This is a genomic window from Candidatus Poribacteria bacterium, assembly GCA_021295755.1.
Classification (GTDB): domain Bacteria; phylum Poribacteria; class WGA-4E; order WGA-4E; family PCPOR2b; genus PCPOR2b.
Window position 1 is genome coordinate 21789 of sequence record JAGWBT010000033.1, and the last position, 19403, is coordinate 41191.

Consider the following 19403-nt stretch of genomic DNA (forward strand, 5'->3'; position numbering starts at 1 on the left):
GGTGATCTACCTCATCGTATCCTTACTTTTTATGTTCCTGCATCAGATCTGTAAACCTCTTAAAAAGATAATTTGCGTCATGGGGACCGGGAGACGCTTCCGGATGGTACTGCACAGAGAAGATTGGATATTCACTGTGTTCCATCCCTTCAAGGGTTTGATCGTTCAGATTAATATGCGTCACCTTTACATTGTTTGGTAGTGAGTCAATGTCCACACAAAAACCGTGATTTTGTGAAGTAATTTCGACCTGATCTGTGTCAAATCGTTTTACTGGTTGATTTGCACCGCGATGTCCGAATTTGAGTTTGAAGCTCTTTCCGCCGAATGCAAGTCCCAGCAATTGATGCCCCAAACAGATACCAAAGGTCGGCTTCGTTCCAATCAATTGTTGAATTGTCTTGATACCGTATTCAATCGGCTCCGGATCGCCGGGACCGTTGGATAAGAAGATACCATCTGGATCTGCGTCGAGAATCTCTTCTGCGGAAGTGTGTGCCGGAACTACTTGCACCTGACAACCGTGTTGAGTAAGTTGGCGTAAGATATTATATTTGACCCCGAAGTCCACCGCAATGACGCGGAATTGGGGGGTTGACGGTGCCTCAATCTCTGTTGTGTCAAAGTCAATTGTGAGTTGGGAATTTTTATCATTGGCAGTAGAAGTCAAATCAGGGAGGGTGCTTGATTCGGGATCGTGCGTCTCCCATAAGTACGGATTGGGACATGTCACGTACTGAACCATATCCATCCCGACGAGTCCGTGCCACGCCTGTGCTTTGGCAACTAAACTTTGAAGATTAAGGTCTTCCGTCGAGAGTACGCCATCCATGACACCATGTACTCTGAGTCGCTTGGTCAATGCGCGTGTATCGATACCGTGGATGCCGATAATCTCATTTTCTTCAAGGTAGCTACCGAGGTTGGACTGTGAACGCCAATTGCTTTCGTATGCACTATATTCACGCACAACAAATCCTTCGGCTTGCGGTCGAATTGATTCGACATCAATTTCGTTGCAGCCATAATTGCCGATCAACGGGTAGGTCATCGTGACGATCTGCCCCTTGTAGGATGGATCGGTGAGAATCTCTTGGTAGCCGGTCATGCTGGTGTTAAAAACCACCTCACCGGAAGTTTCCCCGGTTGCGCCGAAATGTTCGCCTTCAAAAGTTGTTCCATCCGCCAATGCGAGAATTGCTTTCATTGGTTAGCCGTCCTTACTCTCAACAGGTTTGAAAATTATTCGTCTCTCACTCTGCCTAAACTCAATATGAAAAGCATCAAACACATCTTGTCTGCCTACAATCATGTCCTCAATGTCCTCGTCTTGACACCAAGCAACCATCGCACTGACAGGATGCCCGTCAATCACTATATCAATTCTCCGTAGCAAATAGCTAACTCCCCCACCTATACCTTGCGCAAACGATAATATTTCCTCATCACTACGAGATAGACCAAGCGATCTACCTGTATGGAACGGAATTAGACTGATGTCTGCTCCAGAGTCAATCAACATTTCACAGTTTTGAATCTCTCCGTGATTCGTTTGCAAATTCACAAGATATACAGGTTCCCACAGATCTTCTCTTAAACTTCGTAGGCGCAACGTGCGAATCCGCACCTGCTTGACCCCCCGAGGAACGAGAAAAAGCGTCATCTTTCCGTCATGGATTGGTGGAGAGGAAGCAGCTAACTGTTCTCGTTTGCGCTTTGCCTCTGTAAAGTCTTCGGCTACGCCTACAATCTGGGTGTCGTTCAGAATGATAACTACCTTGCCTTCATATCGCTTTGGGTGCCTATAGATCTCTTGGAGCCATTGCTGTGTTCGTCGTTTTTCCATGAGTCCCATCACCCCTTCAGAGAATAAACGGTGTTGCTATCTAGGATATACCTCTCATCTGCCATGAGTGCTTAAATTTCCTCCCTCAAAATCGAGTACAATTTCATATCGTGAAACTGCCCTCTAACGCAGACATATTTGCGCATGATACCCTCAAGGGTCATGCCAACCTTCTCCATCACGCGAGCGGAGGCACAGTTCTCAACCATGCAAGTCCCCTCAATCCGATTGAGCTGCCAACGTTCAAAACCGAATTGGATGATCGCCTGAGCGGTCTCAGTTGCATAACCCTTCCCCCAATACTGCCGACCAATATTGAAGGCGATTTCTGCCCTTTTGTGCTCAAAGTTCACGTTGTGCAAAAAGCAGTTTCCGATGACCTTACCATTTTCGGGCAGGACAACTCCCCAACACGCAAAATCATCGGTTGTTACCCATGCAATAAAGTCTCTACTGTCTTCTATCGATTGGTGCGCCCGCCAGAAGAGGTACGTTGTCACCTGCGGATCTGAAACCCATTCAAATATATCTTCGGCATCCTCCATTTTCAACGTTCTTAAAAGCAATCTTTCGGTCTCTATCGCAGGTAAATCCTTGAAGCGCTCATCCTGAGCCATACCCCACCCCGTTTAGAAATGACTTAATCAGGACTTACGCAAATTCAGCACGCGGCGCGAGATTTTTTTTAACCCCCTAAATCCCCCTTATCAGGGGGACCTATGAACCAACTGCGTAGGTCCTATTAATTTTGTTTTTCTTACGCATTACGTTTCACGTTTCACGCTTCAGGTTACAACACCGTCCCGGATCGTCATCACAGCCCATCCTTTCAATTCCCAACCGTCAAAGGGTGTATTGCGGCTTTTGGAGGGAGACTGTGTTACATCTACTGTTGCAACCTTCTCCGGATCTATTAACGTCACGTCAGCCGCTGCACCGATGGAGAGTGTCCCACGATCAATCTGCAGAATCTTCGCCGGAACACAGGTCATCTTCGCTATTGCGTCCGATAGCGTGAGTTGCCCAGTGTGGATAAGCCGGTCAAACACAAGCGGCACGCAGGTCTCTGATCCGATGATACCCGGCGGGGCTTCAAGCATACCCTGCGCCTTTTCAAACGGGGTATGTGGCGCGTGGTCTGTCGCAATCGCATCGAGCGTCCCATCCTTGATCCCTTCAATGACAGCATCAACGTCAGTCTGCGTGCGCAAGGGTGGGTGCATCTTGGCATCCGTACCATGTTCTTCCACTGCTGCGTCAGTAAGCGTAAAGTGATGCGGCATCGCTTCGGCAGTGACATTGACCCCTCTGCGTTTACCCCAACGGACAAGGTCAACGGATCCTGCTGTGCTGACATGGAGGACATGGAGGTGCCCGCCGGTCAGTTCAGCAAGCATGATGTCGCGGGCAACGATTATATCTTCCGCAGCGTTGGGGCTTCCGATTAGGTTCAACCGACGCGACGTTTCACCGAGATTCATAACCGCCCCTACGTCGAGGTTATGCTCTTGACAGTGAACCATCACGGGGAAGTTGTGTTTTGCACTTAACGCCAACACATCGCCCATCAACCCAGCGTCCATGACTGTTTTGCCATCGTCCGATAGCCCAATGGCACCGGCTCCTAACAGTGCCGATGCATCGGTTAACACCTTGCCATCAAGATTTTTTGTGATACTACCGATTGGAAAAACATTCGTCGCACCAACCTTCTTCGCTTGCGACCGTATCAATTCGATAACGTCAGGCGAGTCCGCCACTGGATCGGTATTCGCCATACACGCAACGGAAGTAAATCCACCAGCCGCCGCCGCGCGGGTGCCTGATGCGATTGTCTCCTTATGCTCAAAGCCGGGTTCCCGGAGGTGAACGTGCATATCAATCAAGCCCGGCGCAACAATTAGTCCCGTTGCATCAACAGTTTGAGAAGCTTCAACTTCAATACGGTCAGCGATTCGATCGATTTTCCCATCACGAATCAGGAGATCGCCAGTGGTGTCAATCCGGTTGGCAGGGTCAATAATTCGACCGTTACGGATGAGTATCCGACTCATGAGTCGTCCTCCTCGTAGATTACCGCCCGGTCAACCCCATCCTCTTCGACCAACTGAACCCGAACAATCTCTTTACGTGAAGTCGGGATATTCTTGCCGATGTAGTCCGCTGCAATCGGGAGTTCACGATGACCCCGGTCAATGAGGACCGCCAACTGAATTGCTGCGGGTCGTCCAAAATCCATAACTGCGTCCATGGCAGCGCGGACGGTGCGTCCGGTGTAAAGCACCTCATCAACCAAGATAACACGCTTCCCTGTCGGATCAAACGGGATCTCTGTGCGATTCACTTTAATCGTTTCATCATATAGGTTCACATCATCTCGATAAAGCCGCACATCAACGACACCAACCGGAACCTGAACCCCCTCGGTTCGCTCCAGATGTTCAGCGATTCGACGTGCCAAGTGATCCCCTCGACTTTTAACGCCAATGACCGCTAGATCCGCAATTTCTTGGTGACTCCGCTCCAAAATCTCATGCGATATTCGGACTACCGCTCGCCGAATGTCCTCCGCCGTCATCACTTGTGTCTTTTCACGCATTTGCATAATCTTCCCTCACACCAACCCTTCTCAAGTCAGATCTTCCCGCCGCTGATACAAGAGGTCAATAATCTCCCGTATCAAGGGAGAATCGTCAAAACTCCGAAAATTCCAAGGATTTGTCCAAAATTTGTCCAGCGATCGATAGCCAACCTTTTCGTATTCCAAAACCTGAATCATCAACTCAAGTTTATCCGCAGCTCGCACCAACTTCCCTTCAATAGATGTTCCGTTTTCAAACTCATCCCAAAGTTGTATATATTTTTTTTGAAGGGGACCAAAGTGTTCAAACATTGATTCAACGGCGGTCCGTTCGCCTGCTTTCTTGACTTCTTCGGGAATATATTTAAGTGCCGGAAACGGCAAATCCCCAATTCGCGCTTCAGCGACCTCGTGCAATAACGCAAGACGCATCACCTTTTCCACGTCCAACGGAACCTTCTGCTCAGTCAACACATCCGCTAGAATCATCGACAAAAGCGACACCCGATAGCAGTGATCCGCGATACTCTCAGCATCTTTGATACCGCGAAAACGCCAGCCGGTGCGTGGCAGGTTCTTGAGAACGCCAATCTCCTCAATAAAGTCTAATACAGCTTGTGCATTCATCAGCAACCAAATCCGGGCATAAAAAAAGCCTCCCCTACACGAAGAGGGAGGCACTTAACAATTCAATAGTTTTTGAGATATGAGGATAGCCGTCAATCATGTTGATGCCCTTTCCTAACCTCACGGGATCAGATTAAAAGGGAAAATTTTTCATGCACGCCAATGTCGTTAAACTTATTTAAGTGTAGCACAATTAATCTGCTTTTGCAAGGGAAATGTTGAGCCTTTACTTCTCTCATTGACATCGCACGAAAATTCTGCTAAACTTACCTCATCAATAAAATTTTTGGTCAGCCAAAAAGTATCATTCCGAATTTAGATTAACGGGAGAACATCTATGTCCATTGATACACCAACCCTTTTAGATGCTTTAGATTCTGTGACTGCCATTCCAATCATCCCCTTCAAAGATGGCGAAATTGATTACGCAGGACACGCAAAAAATATCAGCTACCTGATGCAGAACAACTACCTAGAAGGCGATCGGAAGCGCGTGATTGCAATCGCTGGAACGAGCCTCATCCATCACGTCAGCTTGGAGGACCAAACACGTATAATGGATGCCACAGGCCGCGAGATGGCGGGTGATGGGGTTCTGATGTCAGGTATTGTGCCGAACCCAATCGGGGACGCAGGGAAACTCATCGAAGCGCAGTCTAACCTGCAGCGTCCACCCGATGTATACCTGATAATGCCTTTAACAGGAATCTCAAATCCCAAAGGTGTATATGAACAGTACATGAAGTTTGGTGAACAGTACGGCGAATCCTGCGATGCACGATTCCTCTACTACTTCCGCCAGAAAAAAGAACTTGATGCAATGATCCGTCTAGTCAATGATTCACCACATTTTATCGGTGTGAAGATTGGCACAGGTGTAGAAGACGTAGAATCAATCATTGATGGTGTGGGAGACAGTGGACTTGTAGTTTGGGGTATCGGCGATCGATGCACACGCCCGGCGGAACTCGGCACGAAAGGACATACATCCGGAATCGCTGTCCTATGCGCACGTGCCTCCGATGAGATCAACAATGCCCAACGTCGCGGTGATTACGAAACCTCCCATCAAATTGAGGCGGACGTCTTTGGTCTTGAAGAGATCCGTTTTATGAATGAGCGCCTCTATAACTATTCTGCTGTGATAGAAGCGATGAATCTCAGCGGCTTTAGTGATATTGTAGGCGGCACCGGCGGCCCATTTAACCCGCGTGTTCCATCGGAAATTTCAGCACAGGTACAGGAAGCGATTCAACCGCTCAAGAAGTACCATTGATACAGTGGACAATCAAGGAGAATAAAGACTATGAAGGGAAGATTTGAAGGCATTCTGACACCAACGATAACGCCTTTGGACGAAAAAGAGCGGATTGATGAGTTGGGATTTGTAAGACATCTCAACCGTTTAATCGATAACGGTGTGCACGGCATCTATCTGCTTGGCACTTCAGGAGAATTCACAACGCTGACAAACGCGGAACGTCAACGCGCAATCGAAATCGCTGCCAATACGGTCGGTGGGCGCGTCCCGATTATCTGCGGTGTGATGGATTCAAGCACCCAGCGGGTCGTCCAAAATATTGAAATCGCACAGGAATTTAAGATTGATGCTGTTGCGGCGACGCCACCCTACTACTACCCATCAATCAGCAACGCTGACATCGTCGATTTCTACAAGACCATCGCTCAAAGCACGGATCTGCCGGTGGTTATCTACAATATCCCGGTGATGGTGAAGACAGCAATCCCGCCGGAAGTTGTCCGTGATTTAGCGGAGAGTGTGGAAAACATCGTCGGAATTAAGGATAGCTCAGGGGATTGGACTAACTTCCTCAAAATGCTTGCCTACCTTGAAGACAATGAGGATTTCTCAATCATGCTCGGTTCTTATACCTTAGCGGGTGGAGCAATCTTGTTCGGGGCAGCAGGAGCCGTTATTTCAATCTCCAATGTCAATCCGAAAACTTCTGTTCAGCTGTATGATGCCGCGAAGGCACAGCAGATTGATGAAGTGCATCGCCTGCAGAAACAGATCCTTGAACTGAGCAAACTCTACGGCTACGGCGCAGCAATCAGTTGTCTGAAAGCCTGCATGGAACTGCTCGGCGTTTGCAGCCACTATACCACCAGTCCCCTCCTGCCGGTGGCTGACGCAGCGAGAGGTGAGCTACGGGATCTGCTGACTAAACATGGACTAATTTAACGCAAGCCCTATTGTAGGTCGATTTTCCAAAATCGAAAATACCTAGCACATAGCGTGATAGTCTAGTGTTTTGTTGAGATATGAATCTCGACCTACGGGCTACCTAGCAACTTAGATTTATTTAATCCCAAAATAGAGAAAATCCCTCGATGATCGAGATCCAACCCCTCCAGAAACCAATCAACACAACAGTCACAGTGCCCGGTTCAAAGAGCTACACGAATCGGGCATTGCTTGTCGCTGCGCTCGCTGAAGGACGTTCCCGACTGACAGGTGCTCTTTTCAGCGATGACACCCACTATATGTGTCAGGCGTTGCGGCGACTCGGCGTTCAGATTGAGGCAAACGAGAAGGGATGTACATTTGAAGTAGTTGGAAACGGCGGAAAGATCCCCGTCGATCACGCCGAACTTTATATCGGCAATGCAGGCACGGCAGCACGCTCGCTTGTCAGCTACCTTGCGCTCGGTAAGGGCGAATTTACCATCGACGGCGATGCGCCGATGCGTCGGAGTCGTCCCATTTCAGATCTGCTTGATGCGCTCAAGCAACTCGACGTTGATGTTCGTTCAAAATTCGATAACGACTTTCTACCGTTGATTGTTCGTGCAAACGGACTCAAGGGTGGGAAAACTTGCCTTGATGCCAGCAAGAGCAGTCAGTTCTTGACTTCGCTGATGCTCGTTGCCCCCTACGGCGAAAAAGGGATGGGGATTGAGGTCGTGGGAGAGATGAAAACACCCTACATCGATATTACCACCTCAGTAATGAAGGGGTTCGGCGTGGACGTGGCTCACGATAATTACAAATTCTTTTATATTGAAGGCGGGCAGCGCTATCAACCCCGTGAATACGCCATCGAGCCAGATGCTTCCAACGCCTCCTATTTCTTCGCTGCGGCTGCGATCACCGGTGGTCGCGTCCGAGTGACCAACCTTAGTATGGACTCCGCACAAGGCGATGTCCAGTTTGTCAATGTCCTAGAACAGATGGGCTGCCAAGTGAAACGTTTCGGTGCTGATATAGAAGTTATTGGACCAGATCGGCTCAAAGGAATCGATCTGGATATGAAAGCGATCTCCGATACATCGTTGACTCTCGCCGCGATTGCTCCCTTTGCGGAGAGCCCGGTGACCATTCGGAATATCGAACATACACGCCATCAAGAAACAGATCGCATACATGCCATGGTCACGGAACTCCGAAAACTTGGTGTCCCTGTCGTTGAGCGTCAAGATGGCGTTGAGATATCACCCGCCCAAATTACGCCCGCGGAGATTGAAACATATAAAGACCACCGGGTTGCAATGAGTTTTTCGTTGATTGGCTTGAAAGTGCCGGGGATTTGGATTAAAGATCCGGCGTGCGTAAACAAGACTTTCCCGACCTTTTTTGACGTGTTGACAAGGTTGAAGTAGAGGGCGATGAACACCCTAAGCGAAGAAGGTGAGCTATAAATGAAAGGTGTCATTTTTTTAGGAGATCGACGAGCGACCGTCAAGGATTTTCCCGATCCTGAGCCGGGTTTTGGGGAAGTCCTTGTTCGTATGATGGCAACCGGCATCTGTGGGAGCGACTTGCACATCTACCGCCTTAGTCCCGATCTGCTCCAAGGACGTGAAAATCGCATTCCCGGTCATGAACCGAGCGGTATTGTTGAGGCAGTTGGTGAAGGCGTAAATCGTATCAAAGTTGGCGATAGTGTTTGTATCAACCACTACCGCAGTTGTGGGCATTGTAAACAGTGTGCGGCGGGGTATTTTCAGTGGTGCTCCGAGAGCAGAGGGTACGGCGGTCCCATTGACGGTTCACACGCCGATTTTGTCCTCACCGATGAACGCAACTGTGTGGTCATGCCTCAATCCGTCAGTTTCACCGATGGCGCATTTATCGCCTGTGCCGGTGGAACTGCCTATTCTGCCATGTGTAAACTCGATGTGTCGGGAAATACGACGCTTGCAGTTTTTGGGCTGGGTCCCGTCGGATTGAGCGGTGTCCTGCTCGCGAAAGCGATGGGCGGCTATGTAATTGGCGTGGATGTCATCGATGAACGTATCAGATTGGCAGAACGGATTGGCGCAGACATCGCGATTAATGCCCAAAAGGAAGAGCCACTTGATGTGATTCGTGAAATTGCTGGAGCGGATGGATGCGACCTTGCGTTTGAAGCATCGGGCAGTCCATCGGGGCGCATGAACGCAGTGAAGTGTCTGCGGCGCGGTGGGAAAGCCGCTTTTGTCGGCATCGGCAACAACGAACGTGTGATTAATCCAACAGAGATTATCAATCGAGAATTGACGTTGATGGGATCTTATGTCTTACCGCTTCAGCAGTCCTATGACCTGATTAGCTTCCTAGATCGGCGGAACCTTTCATTTGCACCAATCGTGACGCATCAGTTTACGATCGCGGATGGTGTAGAAGCCTATCAAATTGCTGACCACTCTCGAAGTGGCAAAGTCGTGTTCACATGGACAGCGGACTGATGGTCTAAGGCATAAATATGTGGATAGTTGACTCGCGGGCAAAACGTGAAAGCGAATATGTGTAGTTGGCAAATCCACCGATCTACTTTAGAGGAGGGGCACAATGTCACGCATTCGTAATTATCAGCGCAATAAGTGCGAAGGAGAAACAGATGGAAACATTCAAAGATCTGAAAGTTGGTATGGCAGCACCGGATTTCACACTCAATGACGGAAACGGAGCCGTCCATAACCTACGCGATTATCTAGGGAAAAAGAATGTCGTCTTGGCATTTTATCCCAAGGACTTCACCGGCGGCTGAACGACAGAACTCCGCTCGCTCCGGGACGAGTTGAGCCAAATTCAGGGGACGGATACGGTCCTTTTAGGGGTTAGCGTCGATGATGAAGCCTCTCATAAAAAATTCCAAGAAGAGGAGAAGTTTGGGTTTCCTCTGCTCGCCGATACGAAATTCGAGGTCAGCAAGGTCTATAGCGGCATTATGGAAAGGTTTCAGGCTTCTAATCGATCGACCTTCGTTATTGACAAAGCAGGATATATTCGTGCAATAGATCGAAACGTGAACACGCAAACGCATGGAGAAGATCTCGTCAAACTAATCAATGAAAGCATTCCGGGGCCAATTCAGGTCGGGCAGCCTGCACCAGACCTTATCGCTTCTGATCAGGACGGCAATACCCATCAACTCAGCAGCTTCGAGGGGAAAAAGAACGTTGTGTTAGCGTTCTATCCCAAAGACTTCACCGGCGGCTGAACGGCAGAGGTATGCTCGCTCCGGGATGAGTCGAGTACATTTGCCGAACACGATACCCAAGTCTTCGCAATTAGCGTACAAGATGCAGCGTCTCACAAGAAGTTTGCTGAAGAAAACAATCTTAACTTTCCATTGCTGGTGGACACAGGACGCCATATCAGTTTGCTCTTTGGTGCGACAGACAAATCGGACGGTTTGAGCAGTCGCATAACGGTTGTCATCGACAAAGAGGGCAAGATTATCAAACTCGATAAACAGGTCAACGCGAGGACACACGGCAAAGACCTAGCGGATTTCTTCGAGTCGATGTAATACGCCCGAAAAATGGCTCCTCTAAAGCTAAATTGCCAATCTAAGTAACGTCCATTTAGCTTGCCATACCGGGCAAAGAATTGCTTTACAATTGTCCGCAACAGGTGTATACTAATACCCTTACGGGGTGGGGGAAATTTGTGAGAAATATTGTCTTGGTTGGTTTCATGGGAACAGGCAAGACCTCAGTGGGGAAAAGACTCGCCGATCGGCTAGAGATGCCGATGATTGATACAGACGATATAATCACAGAAGACAGCGGAATGGACATCCCTGACATCTTCGCCCGGTATGGCGAAGCACACTTTAGGGATTTAGAGAGCGCAGCGGTTTGTAAGGCAGCGAATTTAGAGGGCCATGTGATCTCAACAGGCGGTGGGATTGTCCTGCGAGAATCAAATTTGGATATGCTCAAGCGTACAGGTGTTGTCTTCTGTTTGACAGCAACCTCAAAGGAGATTTGGCGACGTGTTGGGAGTGAAACGCACCGACCGTTGCTGCAAGACCCCAATCCATTGAGCAAGATTGAGCAAATGCTTATAGAACGTCGCCCTTTTTACGCCCGTGCCGATCACCAGATCTCAACCACAGGGTTATCAATTAAAGCGGTCACAGATAAAATCGTAGAGATATTTCAGCAGAGTCTTCATTCGGGGCGAGCGGTTGTAAAAAAGAATTAATGATATGAACATCTTACTGATTCACGGACCCAATCTCCAACTCTTGGGAAGACGACAGCCCGAAATTTATGGCAGTCAGACGCTGGACGACATCAATTCGCATCTGTGCGAAATTGCTTCAAAACGGAGCGTTGATCTCAAGGTCTTTCAGGCTAATTCCGAAGGTGCAATCGTCTCCTTCATTGGGGACAATATCGACTGGGCGGATGGCGTTATCATCAATCCTGCGGCTTATACGCATACGAGTGTTGCGATCCGGGATGCTTTGTCCGCTATTAATCTCCCAGTAATTGAGATCCATCTCTCCAACGTGCACACCCGTGAGTCTTTTCGCCAGCATTCCTACATTTCCCCCATTGCTGTCGGGGTGATTTGTGGATTTGGGGCGCATGGCTATGATTTGGCGTTGGACGCGATGATTCAGGTTTTGCAGCAGGCAGATTGATAGGATCGAGGAAAAGCAGATGAGAGAAACTTTAGAAACTCATTCTTTTGAAAGACCGAAAAGGAGAATTTTATGGCAGCACTCAATGACTTACGAAATGGTTTAGTTATCCGACTCGATAACATTATGTATACTATCGCCGATTGTCAACACGTTAAGCCCGGCAAAGGGGGTGCGTTTGCTCGCACAAAACTCAAGCGGGTCACCGACGGAGCAGTTATCGATCGGACATTCCGCTCAAAAGACACAATCGAAACCGTTCGCCTTGAAGAACGTGATATGCAATATATGTATAATGATGGCACACTGTTGTACTTCATGGATAACGAAACCTTTGAACAACACCAACTACCGGAAAACCTTCTGAACGATGGAATGAAGTTTCTCAAAGAAGGAGAGACGATCCGGGTCAAAGTCGATCAAGATATCCCAGTAGCAATCGAATTACCAACATTTGTGGAACTTAAAATTGTTGATACAGATCCCGGCTTACGCGGCGATACCGCCAGTGGCGGGTCAAAGCCAGCAACGCTCGAAACAGGTGGGGTAGTCCAAGTGCCCCTATTTGTTGAAAATGGTACGACAATCAAGGTTGATACCCGTACAGGAACATATGTAGAGAGGGTTTAATCTATGCCGAGAGAAAAATCACCATCCGCTACAGAACTCCTGCAACAAGTCTGCGACATCATGGAAGAGCGAGATTTGACAGAGGTCCTTCTGCGCGAGGATGGTATTACTTTGAAGGTCCGGCGAGGCAGTGAACCTGTACCTGTCGCGTTTTCGCAGCCGAACGACACGTTGCCCTTACCAAGCGCGGAACAAGTCGAGTCTCCTGCGGCACAACTGTCACCAGAAGTGGGAGAACTCGTACGGTCACCGATGGTGGGACTGTTTTATGCCTCTCAATCGCCGGAAGCTGCGCCTTATGTGGAAGTTGGAAGCGTTGTATCAGAAGACGATACTTTGTGCTTGATTGAAGCGATGAAAATTTTCAACGATGTCAAGCCAGATTTTCCCTGCGAGATTCTTGAAATCCTCGTTGAAGATACAACGACTGTTGAGTTTGATCAGCCCCTATTTCGCGTGAGGCGGATGTGAAGGGAATTTGGCGCGTCGGTTAGGTTGAACGGGAATCGATAAAAAAATGGGTTGAAATGCCTCCCTCAACCTCCCCCTGAGATCCAACACCTCATAACTGACCCACGCAAACCTGCAGAGGTCATTGAAAACTATGGCAATGTCCGTTTACGCAGGCACAACTTTAACCGAAGCGCAAAAAATTGTCGAAGGTGACTACTCGGCTTTTGATTGGCGGGAGCGCATCATCTATCCCAAGGTTTATCTTGATATGAATCCAGCGATTCGGGATGCGGAGAATGCCCTTGACAACGATAAGGACAAACCGGTCGTTGTCACATTGCTGCTCAAATCAGAGAAAATGCTTGTCAAAAATCGTGTCAGACGTCTCAGTGCCATCAAAGCTGCGCGAATTATATCGGACGAAGAACTTCTAAAACGGACAGGCTACCTCTTCGACAACGAAAAATTGGTCGGACTTCCCGAAGGTGTCGTGATGCGTGCAAGCAATGGTGTTTACATTGTGCAGTGCGATGTGAATCGATATCAATGTTCACTGCGGGGAAAACGAGATGCGTTTAGTAAAAATCAGCAGGTCTATGTGGGCGACCGAGTCAAAGTTCAGATGATTGATGAAAAGCATGGCGTCATTGCAGCCATCATGCGTCGCAACAGTCAATACAAACGAAGGGGAACGCAGTCTAAAGGGGTTGTTCTCATTCCAAATCTTGATAGGCTCGTCATCGTTTCTTCCGTAAAAGAGCCACCAATCTGGCAGCAAATGCTGGACAGGTTCCTCGTTATCGCCGAAGCATCAGGGGTTGAGCCACTTATCTGTTTCAATAAAATTGACACGCTCGAAGACCGCTCAGAAGTGGATTCGATGACCGCGCTTTACGAGAAAATTGGTTATCGGACAATCATCACGAGTGCAACGACTGGCGAGGGAATCGAGGATTTGAAAGTGCGGTTGAAAGGTAAGATCTCGGCACTCTCTGGATTGTCGGGCGTCGGGAAATCCTCGCTCCTGAATGCCATTCAACCCGGCTTGAAATTGAAAACAAACGAAGTGAACCCGCGACGGGGCGGCAGACATACGACCGTTGCAACCCAACTTTATAGCTTGGACCTGGGCGGTTTTATCGCCGATACGCCGGGGCTTCGCGAGCTGCACTTTTGGGACATTGAGTCTCGCTTGATGGACCGCTATTTTCCAGAGATGAATTCGCTCCGAGAGCAGTGTACGAAAGATTCTTGTACACATATTCGTGAGGAAGGTTGTGCGGTGCAAGCGGACCTAAAAACAGGGGGCATCTCGAAGTTTCGGTATCAGAGCTATTGTGAATTTCAAAAATCGAGCAATTAGTTGTGATGTAGACAAAATCGTGGGAATTTTGTTGAGCATAATTGATTAGAACAGCAAAGAATGGGAGACGCAGGAAGCATGCAAAACGAACTTAAACGTCAAAGCTATGTGATTACTGATGGTCCAGATCGAGCAGCAGCACGCGCCATGTTGATGTTCGGCGACGATGGACTAAAGCCTGAAGATCTGGATAAGCCGATCGTGGGGGTCGCCAATACATGGATTGAGATTGGACCTTGCAACTACCACCTCCGCCGCCTTGCTGCAAAAGTGAAGGAAGGTATCCGGGCAGCAGGTGGTACACCTCTCGAATTTAATACAGTCAGCATTTCAGATGGAATTAGCATGGGCACCGAGGGAATGAAGGCATCGCTCATCAGCCGAGAGGTGATCGCGGATTCCATCGAACTGGTTTGTCGCGGCAATATGTTTGACGCGGTTATTACGCTTTGCGGATGCGACAAAACTGTGCCCGGCACAGTGATGGCACTGGCCCGTCTAGACATACCCTCTCTGACGCTTTACGGCGGATCAATTATGCCCGGTCGTTTTCAGGACGAAGATGTGACAATTATGGAGGTTTTTGAAGCGGTGGGGGTGCACGCTGCAGGTAAAATCACTATCGAAGAACTTGATGACCTTATCAGCAAAGGCTGCCCCGGTCCAGGCGCTTGTGGTGGTCAATACACCGCCAACACAATGGCAACCGCTGTCGAGATTCTTGGGATGGCACCAATGGGTAGTGGCAGCGTCCCTGCAGTGGATAAAAATAAAGATGATGTTGCATTCCAAGCAGGTCAGTTGGTTATGGAAATGCTAGCTGCTGACCGACGCCCTAGCCAAATCATCACCCGACGTTCGCTCGAAAACGCAATATCCTCGGTGGCGACAACCGCCGGTTCAACGAATGGCGTCCTTCATCTGCTCGCAATTGCACACGAAGCCAATATTCCATTGACAATCGACGACTTTGAAGAAATCCGATCAAAGACACCAATCTATGTAAACCTCAGGCCCGGCGGACGTTTTGTCGCCGCAGATCTGCATGACGCTGGCGGCATTCAGCTTGTTGCCAAACGTCTGATGGAAGCTGGACGCCTCCACGCCGACGAACTCACCGTAACGGGACAGACTATCGGTGAAGCAGCTGCCAGTGCTGTCGAAACAGAGGGGCAGGAAGTTGTCTTCCCTGTGTCGAAACCGATTAAACCAACCGGTGGGTTCGCAATACTCAAAGGCAATCTCGCTCCCGATGGCTGTGTCATTAAATTAGCCGGCCATGATAGAACCGTCCATAGAGGTCCAGCGCGTGTCTTTGAACGCGAGGAAGACACCTTTGCAGCGATTAAGGACGGCACTATCCAGCCGGGCGATGTGGTTGTTATCCGCTACGAAGGTCCCGCTGGGGGTCCCGGTATGCGAGAAATGCTCGGTGTTACTGCCGCAATCGTCGGGGCCGGACTGGGTGAAGATGTCGCCCTCATGACAGATGGCAGGTTCTCCGGTGCCACGCACGGCTTCATGATTTGTCATATTGCGCCGGAAGCGGCACACGGCGGACCGATTGCGATACTACGTGACGGCGACATTGTCGTGATAGACGCCGAAGCACTTCGGATTGACGTTGAGCTTTCGGACGAGGAAATCCAAGCGCGACTCGACGAATGGACACCTCCAGCACCGCGTTACACCCGTGGGGTGATGGCGAAATATGCTCGTCTCGTGTCATCAGCGTCCGAAGGCGCTGTGACCGGATAACAATAGGACGTAGGAGAACAGTGTGCAAGATAAAATTGTCGGTCGAAATTCAGTGCTGGAACTCCTACGCCGCGGCAACCGTGAAATTGAACGGATTCTTATCGCACAAGGAAACAACCACCCGCGCCTCCGGCAAATTCGTGTCATCGCTGAGAAAAGCGGCATCCGCTGCGATTTTACACCACGTCGGGAATTAGATCCGATGGAAACCGATGTTCCACATCAAGGGGTTATCGCCCTTGTCAGTCCTGCCAGTTATATCGATCTTCCAAGTCTCATCACAAACGCACAAGGCTCGAATCATCCACCGCTATTCATTATGCTCGATCAAGTGCAGGATCCCCGGAATCTCGGCGCAATTATTCGCACAGCGGATGCCGTCAATGCTGACGGACTCATCCTTCCGAAGGATCGAGCCGCCGGCATTACAACTGCTGCACACAAAGCCTCGGCGGGCAGCTCTGAGTATGTGTCAATCGCTCAAGTGACCAACCTTGCCCGAACGATTGAGATCCTCAAGGACGCTGGCATCTGGGTGATTGGCGCGGATCAGACAGCCCCCACGTCTTACACGCAGGCAGATTTGACAGCGCCGACTTGCCTTGTCCTCGGTAATGAGGCAGAGGGACTTCGTCGTCTCGTTAAGGAGAAATGCGACCTACTGATCCACCTCCCCATGTTTGGGCATGTCCCATCGCTCAACGTTTCGGTCGCCGCGGGCGTTCTGCTGTACGAAGTCATCCGTCAGAGAGGGAATACCGATTCAGTATCAGAACGTGTGAAAACGGGTTAAGATTTTCATCGGACTTCTCACACGCTCTTATAGGACACAAAATCACTATGCAGATCAACGACTCAATCACCGTCGAACAACTCAAACCGAAACTTGAGCATCTGTTTGAACTTTCGGGAAAGAAGATTCTGGCAATCGAAGATACATGGCCCCCTGAAAAAGGAACGCCGGTGTTCACTGTTGCCGGTCAGTATACCACGCGAGGGTGGACGGAGTGGACGCAGGGATTCCAATTCGGTTCCGCACTTTTGCAATTCGATGCAACAGATGACGAGCAGTTCCTCGAAATCGGGCGGAAGAATACGGTCGAAAAGATGGCACCCCATCTGACGCATATCGGCGTACACGACCACGGGTTCAACAACGTCTCGACCTATGGTAATTTAAGGCGTATGATCCTTGAGGGACGTATCCCGCATAACGATTGGGAACTCCATTTCTACGAGCTTGCGTTGAAAGCGTCGGCAGCGGTGCAGGCGAGTCGCTGGTCAAAGACAAAGGATGGGAAAGGCTATATCCCCTCTTTCAATGGTCCCCATTCACTTTTTGCGGACACTATCCGCTCGTTGCGAGCGTTGGCGTTGGGACATAGCTTAGGGCATGTACTGATGGGCGAGAACGACCAACCAATCCCTTTGCTAGAACGACTGTTGCACCACTCCGAGACAACCGCAACCTATAACGTCTACTACGGCGACGGCCGCGATGCGTTTGACATACGTGGGCGTGTCGCGCACGAATCGATCTTTAACATGAACGACGGCAATTACCGCTGTGCAAGTAGCCAGCAGGGATATTCACCATTTACAACATGGACGCGAGGACTCGCTTGGATTATCACCGGCTATGCCGAGCAACTGGAGTTCTTTGAGACGCTGGCAGACGATGATCTTACCCCCTATGGTGGGAAGGCAAGGGCAATCGATCATATACTGAAAGCCGCCAGAGCAACCTCCGATTTTTATATTGAGAACACAGCCTTAGACGGCATCCCATATTGGGACACCGGGGCACCACGGCTAGCTCAACTTGGATTCTATCTCGAACAACCTGCAGACCCGTTCAACGATGTTGAACCTGTGGATAGCTCCGCAGCCGCCATCACCGCGCAGGGGTTGATTCGACTAGGAAATTACCTCAAGAAACAGGGAGAACAGGCAGCAGGAAAACGCTACTATCAGGCGGGATTAACGGTTGCTGCTACGCTCTTTGCCGAACCGTATCTTTCGGAATCTGACGAGCATCAGGGCTTAATCCTGCATTCAATCTACCATCGTCCAAACGGTTGGGATCATATTCCTGAAGGTAGCGCGATTCCCTGTGGCGAATCGTCGATGTGGGGCGACTATCACGCACGAGAACTTGGATTGCTTCTGCTACGGGAATTGGAGAATCAACCTTATCCGACTTTTTGGGGGAAATAGTAGGGGACACAGATCTTCATACCACTTGGGATGAGCAGATATAAACCGAAGACTTTCGTAGGGTTCAACGATCGTTGAACCGCGCAAGAATAACAATCTTCAGGAAATCTTGATCTTGCGTCAGAACAAACATCACAAAAAAATAGGGGAATCTATCAATGCAATTAACAGACAAACAGGTGCAGCAATTTCATGAAGAAGGCTATTTGATTTTTGAAAGTTTAATCCACGGTGAAAAACTCAAGGCTTATCAGGATCTCTTCGATGATCTAGTTGAGCGCAGCCTCGCCCTCCCAGTTGACGGTCCACACTGGACCTTTGAATTCGGCGAAGATCACAAGCCGATTCCAGGATTCTTACACAAAATTCAGGGTGTATGCGTCGTTGAGCCGAAGGTCCTAGATCTCGCCCAAGAAACGGCAATCCTTGACCGAGTCCAAACACTCGTCGGTCCCGACATCGACGTATTCGGCACCAAATTCTTTCCCAAACTGCCGAATGGCGGCACCTCGGTGCACTGGCATCAGGATAACTACTACTTCGGCACAAACACAGACCGAATTGTTAGTTGCGGTATTTACCTTCAGGACGCTGACCGTGAGAATGGTTGTTTGAGAGTGGTTCCGAAAAGCCACCTGTCCCAAGAGATTGTGGAGCATCACCGAAGGCAGGGGGCACACGGAAGTTGGACCGAAGTAGATGAATCGAAAGCCCTCGATGTAGAGGTGCCCGGTGGCACGGTGGTCTTCTTCTCATCGAATCTTCTCCACGGAACCTACGAGAATCGCAGTAACCGCCCTCGCTACAGCACCGCTTGGCACTATATCCCCGCTGATCTGCCTCTAGACCGGTTCCCACGCGGCGGTTACGAAGATCGGCACATTGTTCGCGGAAATTAACATACTATGGTGAATTAGAAAAATAAGTAGACATTAAAAGTAGATAGTTTTTTGTAACACGATCTGTTAGATTGTGATCCCAAGCCGCAAACGCTACCTATGGCAAATTGCCCTTTACATCGGAGGCGTGCAGCGTATACCGTAACCC

Annotated in this window: 21 protein-coding genes and 1 pseudogene; 16 read left to right on the forward strand and 6 right to left on the reverse strand. The window is 49.4% G+C overall.

The window, feature by feature from the left end; translation table 11 throughout:
* Positions 1–22 precede the first annotated feature (22 nt).
* The 6 genes from carA to J4G02_06515 form a co-directional block, all read right to left on the reverse strand.
* Positions 23–1207, reverse strand: a complete 1185-nt coding sequence (gene carA, locus J4G02_06490) for a glutamine-hydrolyzing carbamoyl-phosphate synthase small subunit (protein MCE2394227.1) — start codon at positions 1205–1207, stop codon at positions 23–25.
* A 3-nt stretch (positions 1208–1210) separates the two neighbouring features.
* Positions 1211–1846: a retropepsin-like domain-containing protein gene (locus tag J4G02_06495; GenBank protein MCE2394228.1), complete on the reverse strand. Its 636-nt coding sequence runs from the start codon at positions 1844–1846 to the stop codon at positions 1211–1213.
* A gap of 71 nt (positions 1847–1917) precedes the next feature.
* Complete coding sequence (locus J4G02_06500) at positions 1918–2463, reverse strand: GNAT family N-acetyltransferase (protein MCE2394229.1); 546 nt, start codon at positions 2461–2463, stop codon at positions 1918–1920.
* A gap of 168 nt (positions 2464–2631) precedes the next feature.
* Positions 2632–3900, reverse strand: coding sequence for a dihydroorotase (locus J4G02_06505; GenBank protein ID MCE2394230.1), 1269 nt, complete (start codon positions 3898–3900; stop codon positions 2632–2634).
* Positions 3897–4445 (reverse strand): bifunctional pyr operon transcriptional regulator/uracil phosphoribosyltransferase PyrR, encoded by a 549-nt coding sequence (pyrR, locus tag J4G02_06510; GenBank protein MCE2394231.1) that lies wholly within the window; start codon positions 4443–4445, stop codon positions 3897–3899. The genes J4G02_06505 and pyrR overlap by 4 nt, the downstream gene beginning before the upstream one ends.
* A 30-nt stretch (positions 4446–4475) precedes the next feature.
* Complete coding sequence (locus tag J4G02_06515) at positions 4476–5054, reverse strand: HD family hydrolase (protein ID MCE2394232.1); 579 nt, start codon at positions 5052–5054, stop codon at positions 4476–4478.
* A 337-nt stretch (positions 5055–5391) separates the two neighbouring features.
* On the opposite strand from J4G02_06515, the gene J4G02_06520 reads away from it, so the two are divergent.
* The 16 genes and pseudogenes from J4G02_06520 to J4G02_06595 all read left to right on the forward strand — a co-directional run bounded on the left by J4G02_06520 (position 5392) and on the right by J4G02_06595 (position 19255).
* A complete protein-coding gene (locus J4G02_06520) occupies positions 5392–6330 on the forward strand; it encodes a dihydrodipicolinate synthase family protein (protein ID MCE2394233.1) in 939 nt (312 codons plus the stop codon).
* 30 nt (positions 6331–6360) lie between these two features.
* Positions 6361–7257, forward strand: a complete 897-nt coding sequence (locus J4G02_06525) for a dihydrodipicolinate synthase family protein (protein ID MCE2394234.1) — start codon at positions 6361–6363, stop codon at positions 7255–7257.
* 149 nt (positions 7258–7406) lie between these two features.
* Complete coding sequence (aroA, locus tag J4G02_06530) at positions 7407–8675, forward strand: 3-phosphoshikimate 1-carboxyvinyltransferase (protein ID MCE2394235.1); 1269 nt, start codon at positions 7407–7409, stop codon at positions 8673–8675.
* A gap of 39 nt (positions 8676–8714) precedes the next feature.
* Positions 8715–9743, forward strand: a complete 1029-nt coding sequence (locus J4G02_06535) for an alcohol dehydrogenase catalytic domain-containing protein (GenBank protein ID MCE2394236.1) — start codon at positions 8715–8717, stop codon at positions 9741–9743.
* A gap of 152 nt (positions 9744–9895) precedes the next feature.
* On the forward strand, positions 9896–10045 hold the full coding sequence (locus J4G02_06540; GenBank protein MCE2394237.1) for a redoxin domain-containing protein: 150 nt from the start codon (positions 9896–9898) through the stop codon (positions 10043–10045).
* A gap of 30 nt (positions 10046–10075) precedes the next feature.
* A complete protein-coding gene (locus J4G02_06545) occupies positions 10076–10498 on the forward strand; it encodes a redoxin domain-containing protein (protein MCE2394238.1) in 423 nt (140 codons plus the stop codon).
* Positions 10499–10504: 6 nt separating this feature from the next.
* Positions 10505–10810 (forward strand): annotated as a pseudogene (locus tag J4G02_06550) (redoxin domain-containing protein).
* Between the two features lie 140 nt (positions 10811–10950).
* Positions 10951–11490: a shikimate kinase gene (locus J4G02_06555; GenBank protein MCE2394239.1), complete on the forward strand. Its 540-nt coding sequence runs from the start codon at positions 10951–10953 to the stop codon at positions 11488–11490.
* Positions 11491–11494: 4 nt separating this feature from the next.
* Entirely contained in the window at positions 11495–11935 is a 441-nt protein-coding gene (gene aroQ / locus J4G02_06560; protein MCE2394240.1) for a type II 3-dehydroquinate dehydratase, read from the forward strand.
* A gap of 72 nt (positions 11936–12007) precedes the next feature.
* Positions 12008–12565, forward strand: coding sequence for an elongation factor P (efp, locus tag J4G02_06565; GenBank protein MCE2394241.1), 558 nt, complete (start codon positions 12008–12010; stop codon positions 12563–12565).
* A 3-nt stretch (positions 12566–12568) separates the two neighbouring features.
* Complete coding sequence (gene accB, locus J4G02_06570) at positions 12569–13036, forward strand: acetyl-CoA carboxylase biotin carboxyl carrier protein (protein ID MCE2394242.1); 468 nt, start codon at positions 12569–12571, stop codon at positions 13034–13036.
* A 133-nt stretch (positions 13037–13169) separates the two neighbouring features.
* Complete coding sequence (rsgA, locus tag J4G02_06575) at positions 13170–14381, forward strand: ribosome small subunit-dependent GTPase A (GenBank protein MCE2394243.1); 1212 nt, start codon at positions 13170–13172, stop codon at positions 14379–14381.
* A 78-nt stretch (positions 14382–14459) separates the two neighbouring features.
* On the forward strand, positions 14460–16139 hold the full coding sequence (gene ilvD / locus J4G02_06580; GenBank protein MCE2394244.1) for a dihydroxy-acid dehydratase: 1680 nt from the start codon (positions 14460–14462) through the stop codon (positions 16137–16139).
* Between the two features lie 22 nt (positions 16140–16161).
* Entirely contained in the window at positions 16162–16932 is a 771-nt protein-coding gene (rlmB, locus tag J4G02_06585; GenBank protein MCE2394245.1) for a 23S rRNA (guanosine(2251)-2'-O)-methyltransferase RlmB, read from the forward strand.
* 47 nt (positions 16933–16979) lie between these two features.
* Positions 16980–18356 carry a glycosyl hydrolase gene (locus J4G02_06590; protein ID MCE2394246.1) on the forward strand — a complete coding sequence of 459 codons (1377 nt, stop codon included), beginning with the start codon at positions 16980–16982 and terminating at the stop codon, positions 18354–18356.
* Positions 18357–18514: 158 nt separating this feature from the next.
* Entirely contained in the window at positions 18515–19255 is a 741-nt protein-coding gene (locus J4G02_06595; GenBank protein ID MCE2394247.1) for a phytanoyl-CoA dioxygenase family protein, read from the forward strand.
* Positions 19256–19403 lie beyond the last annotated feature (148 nt).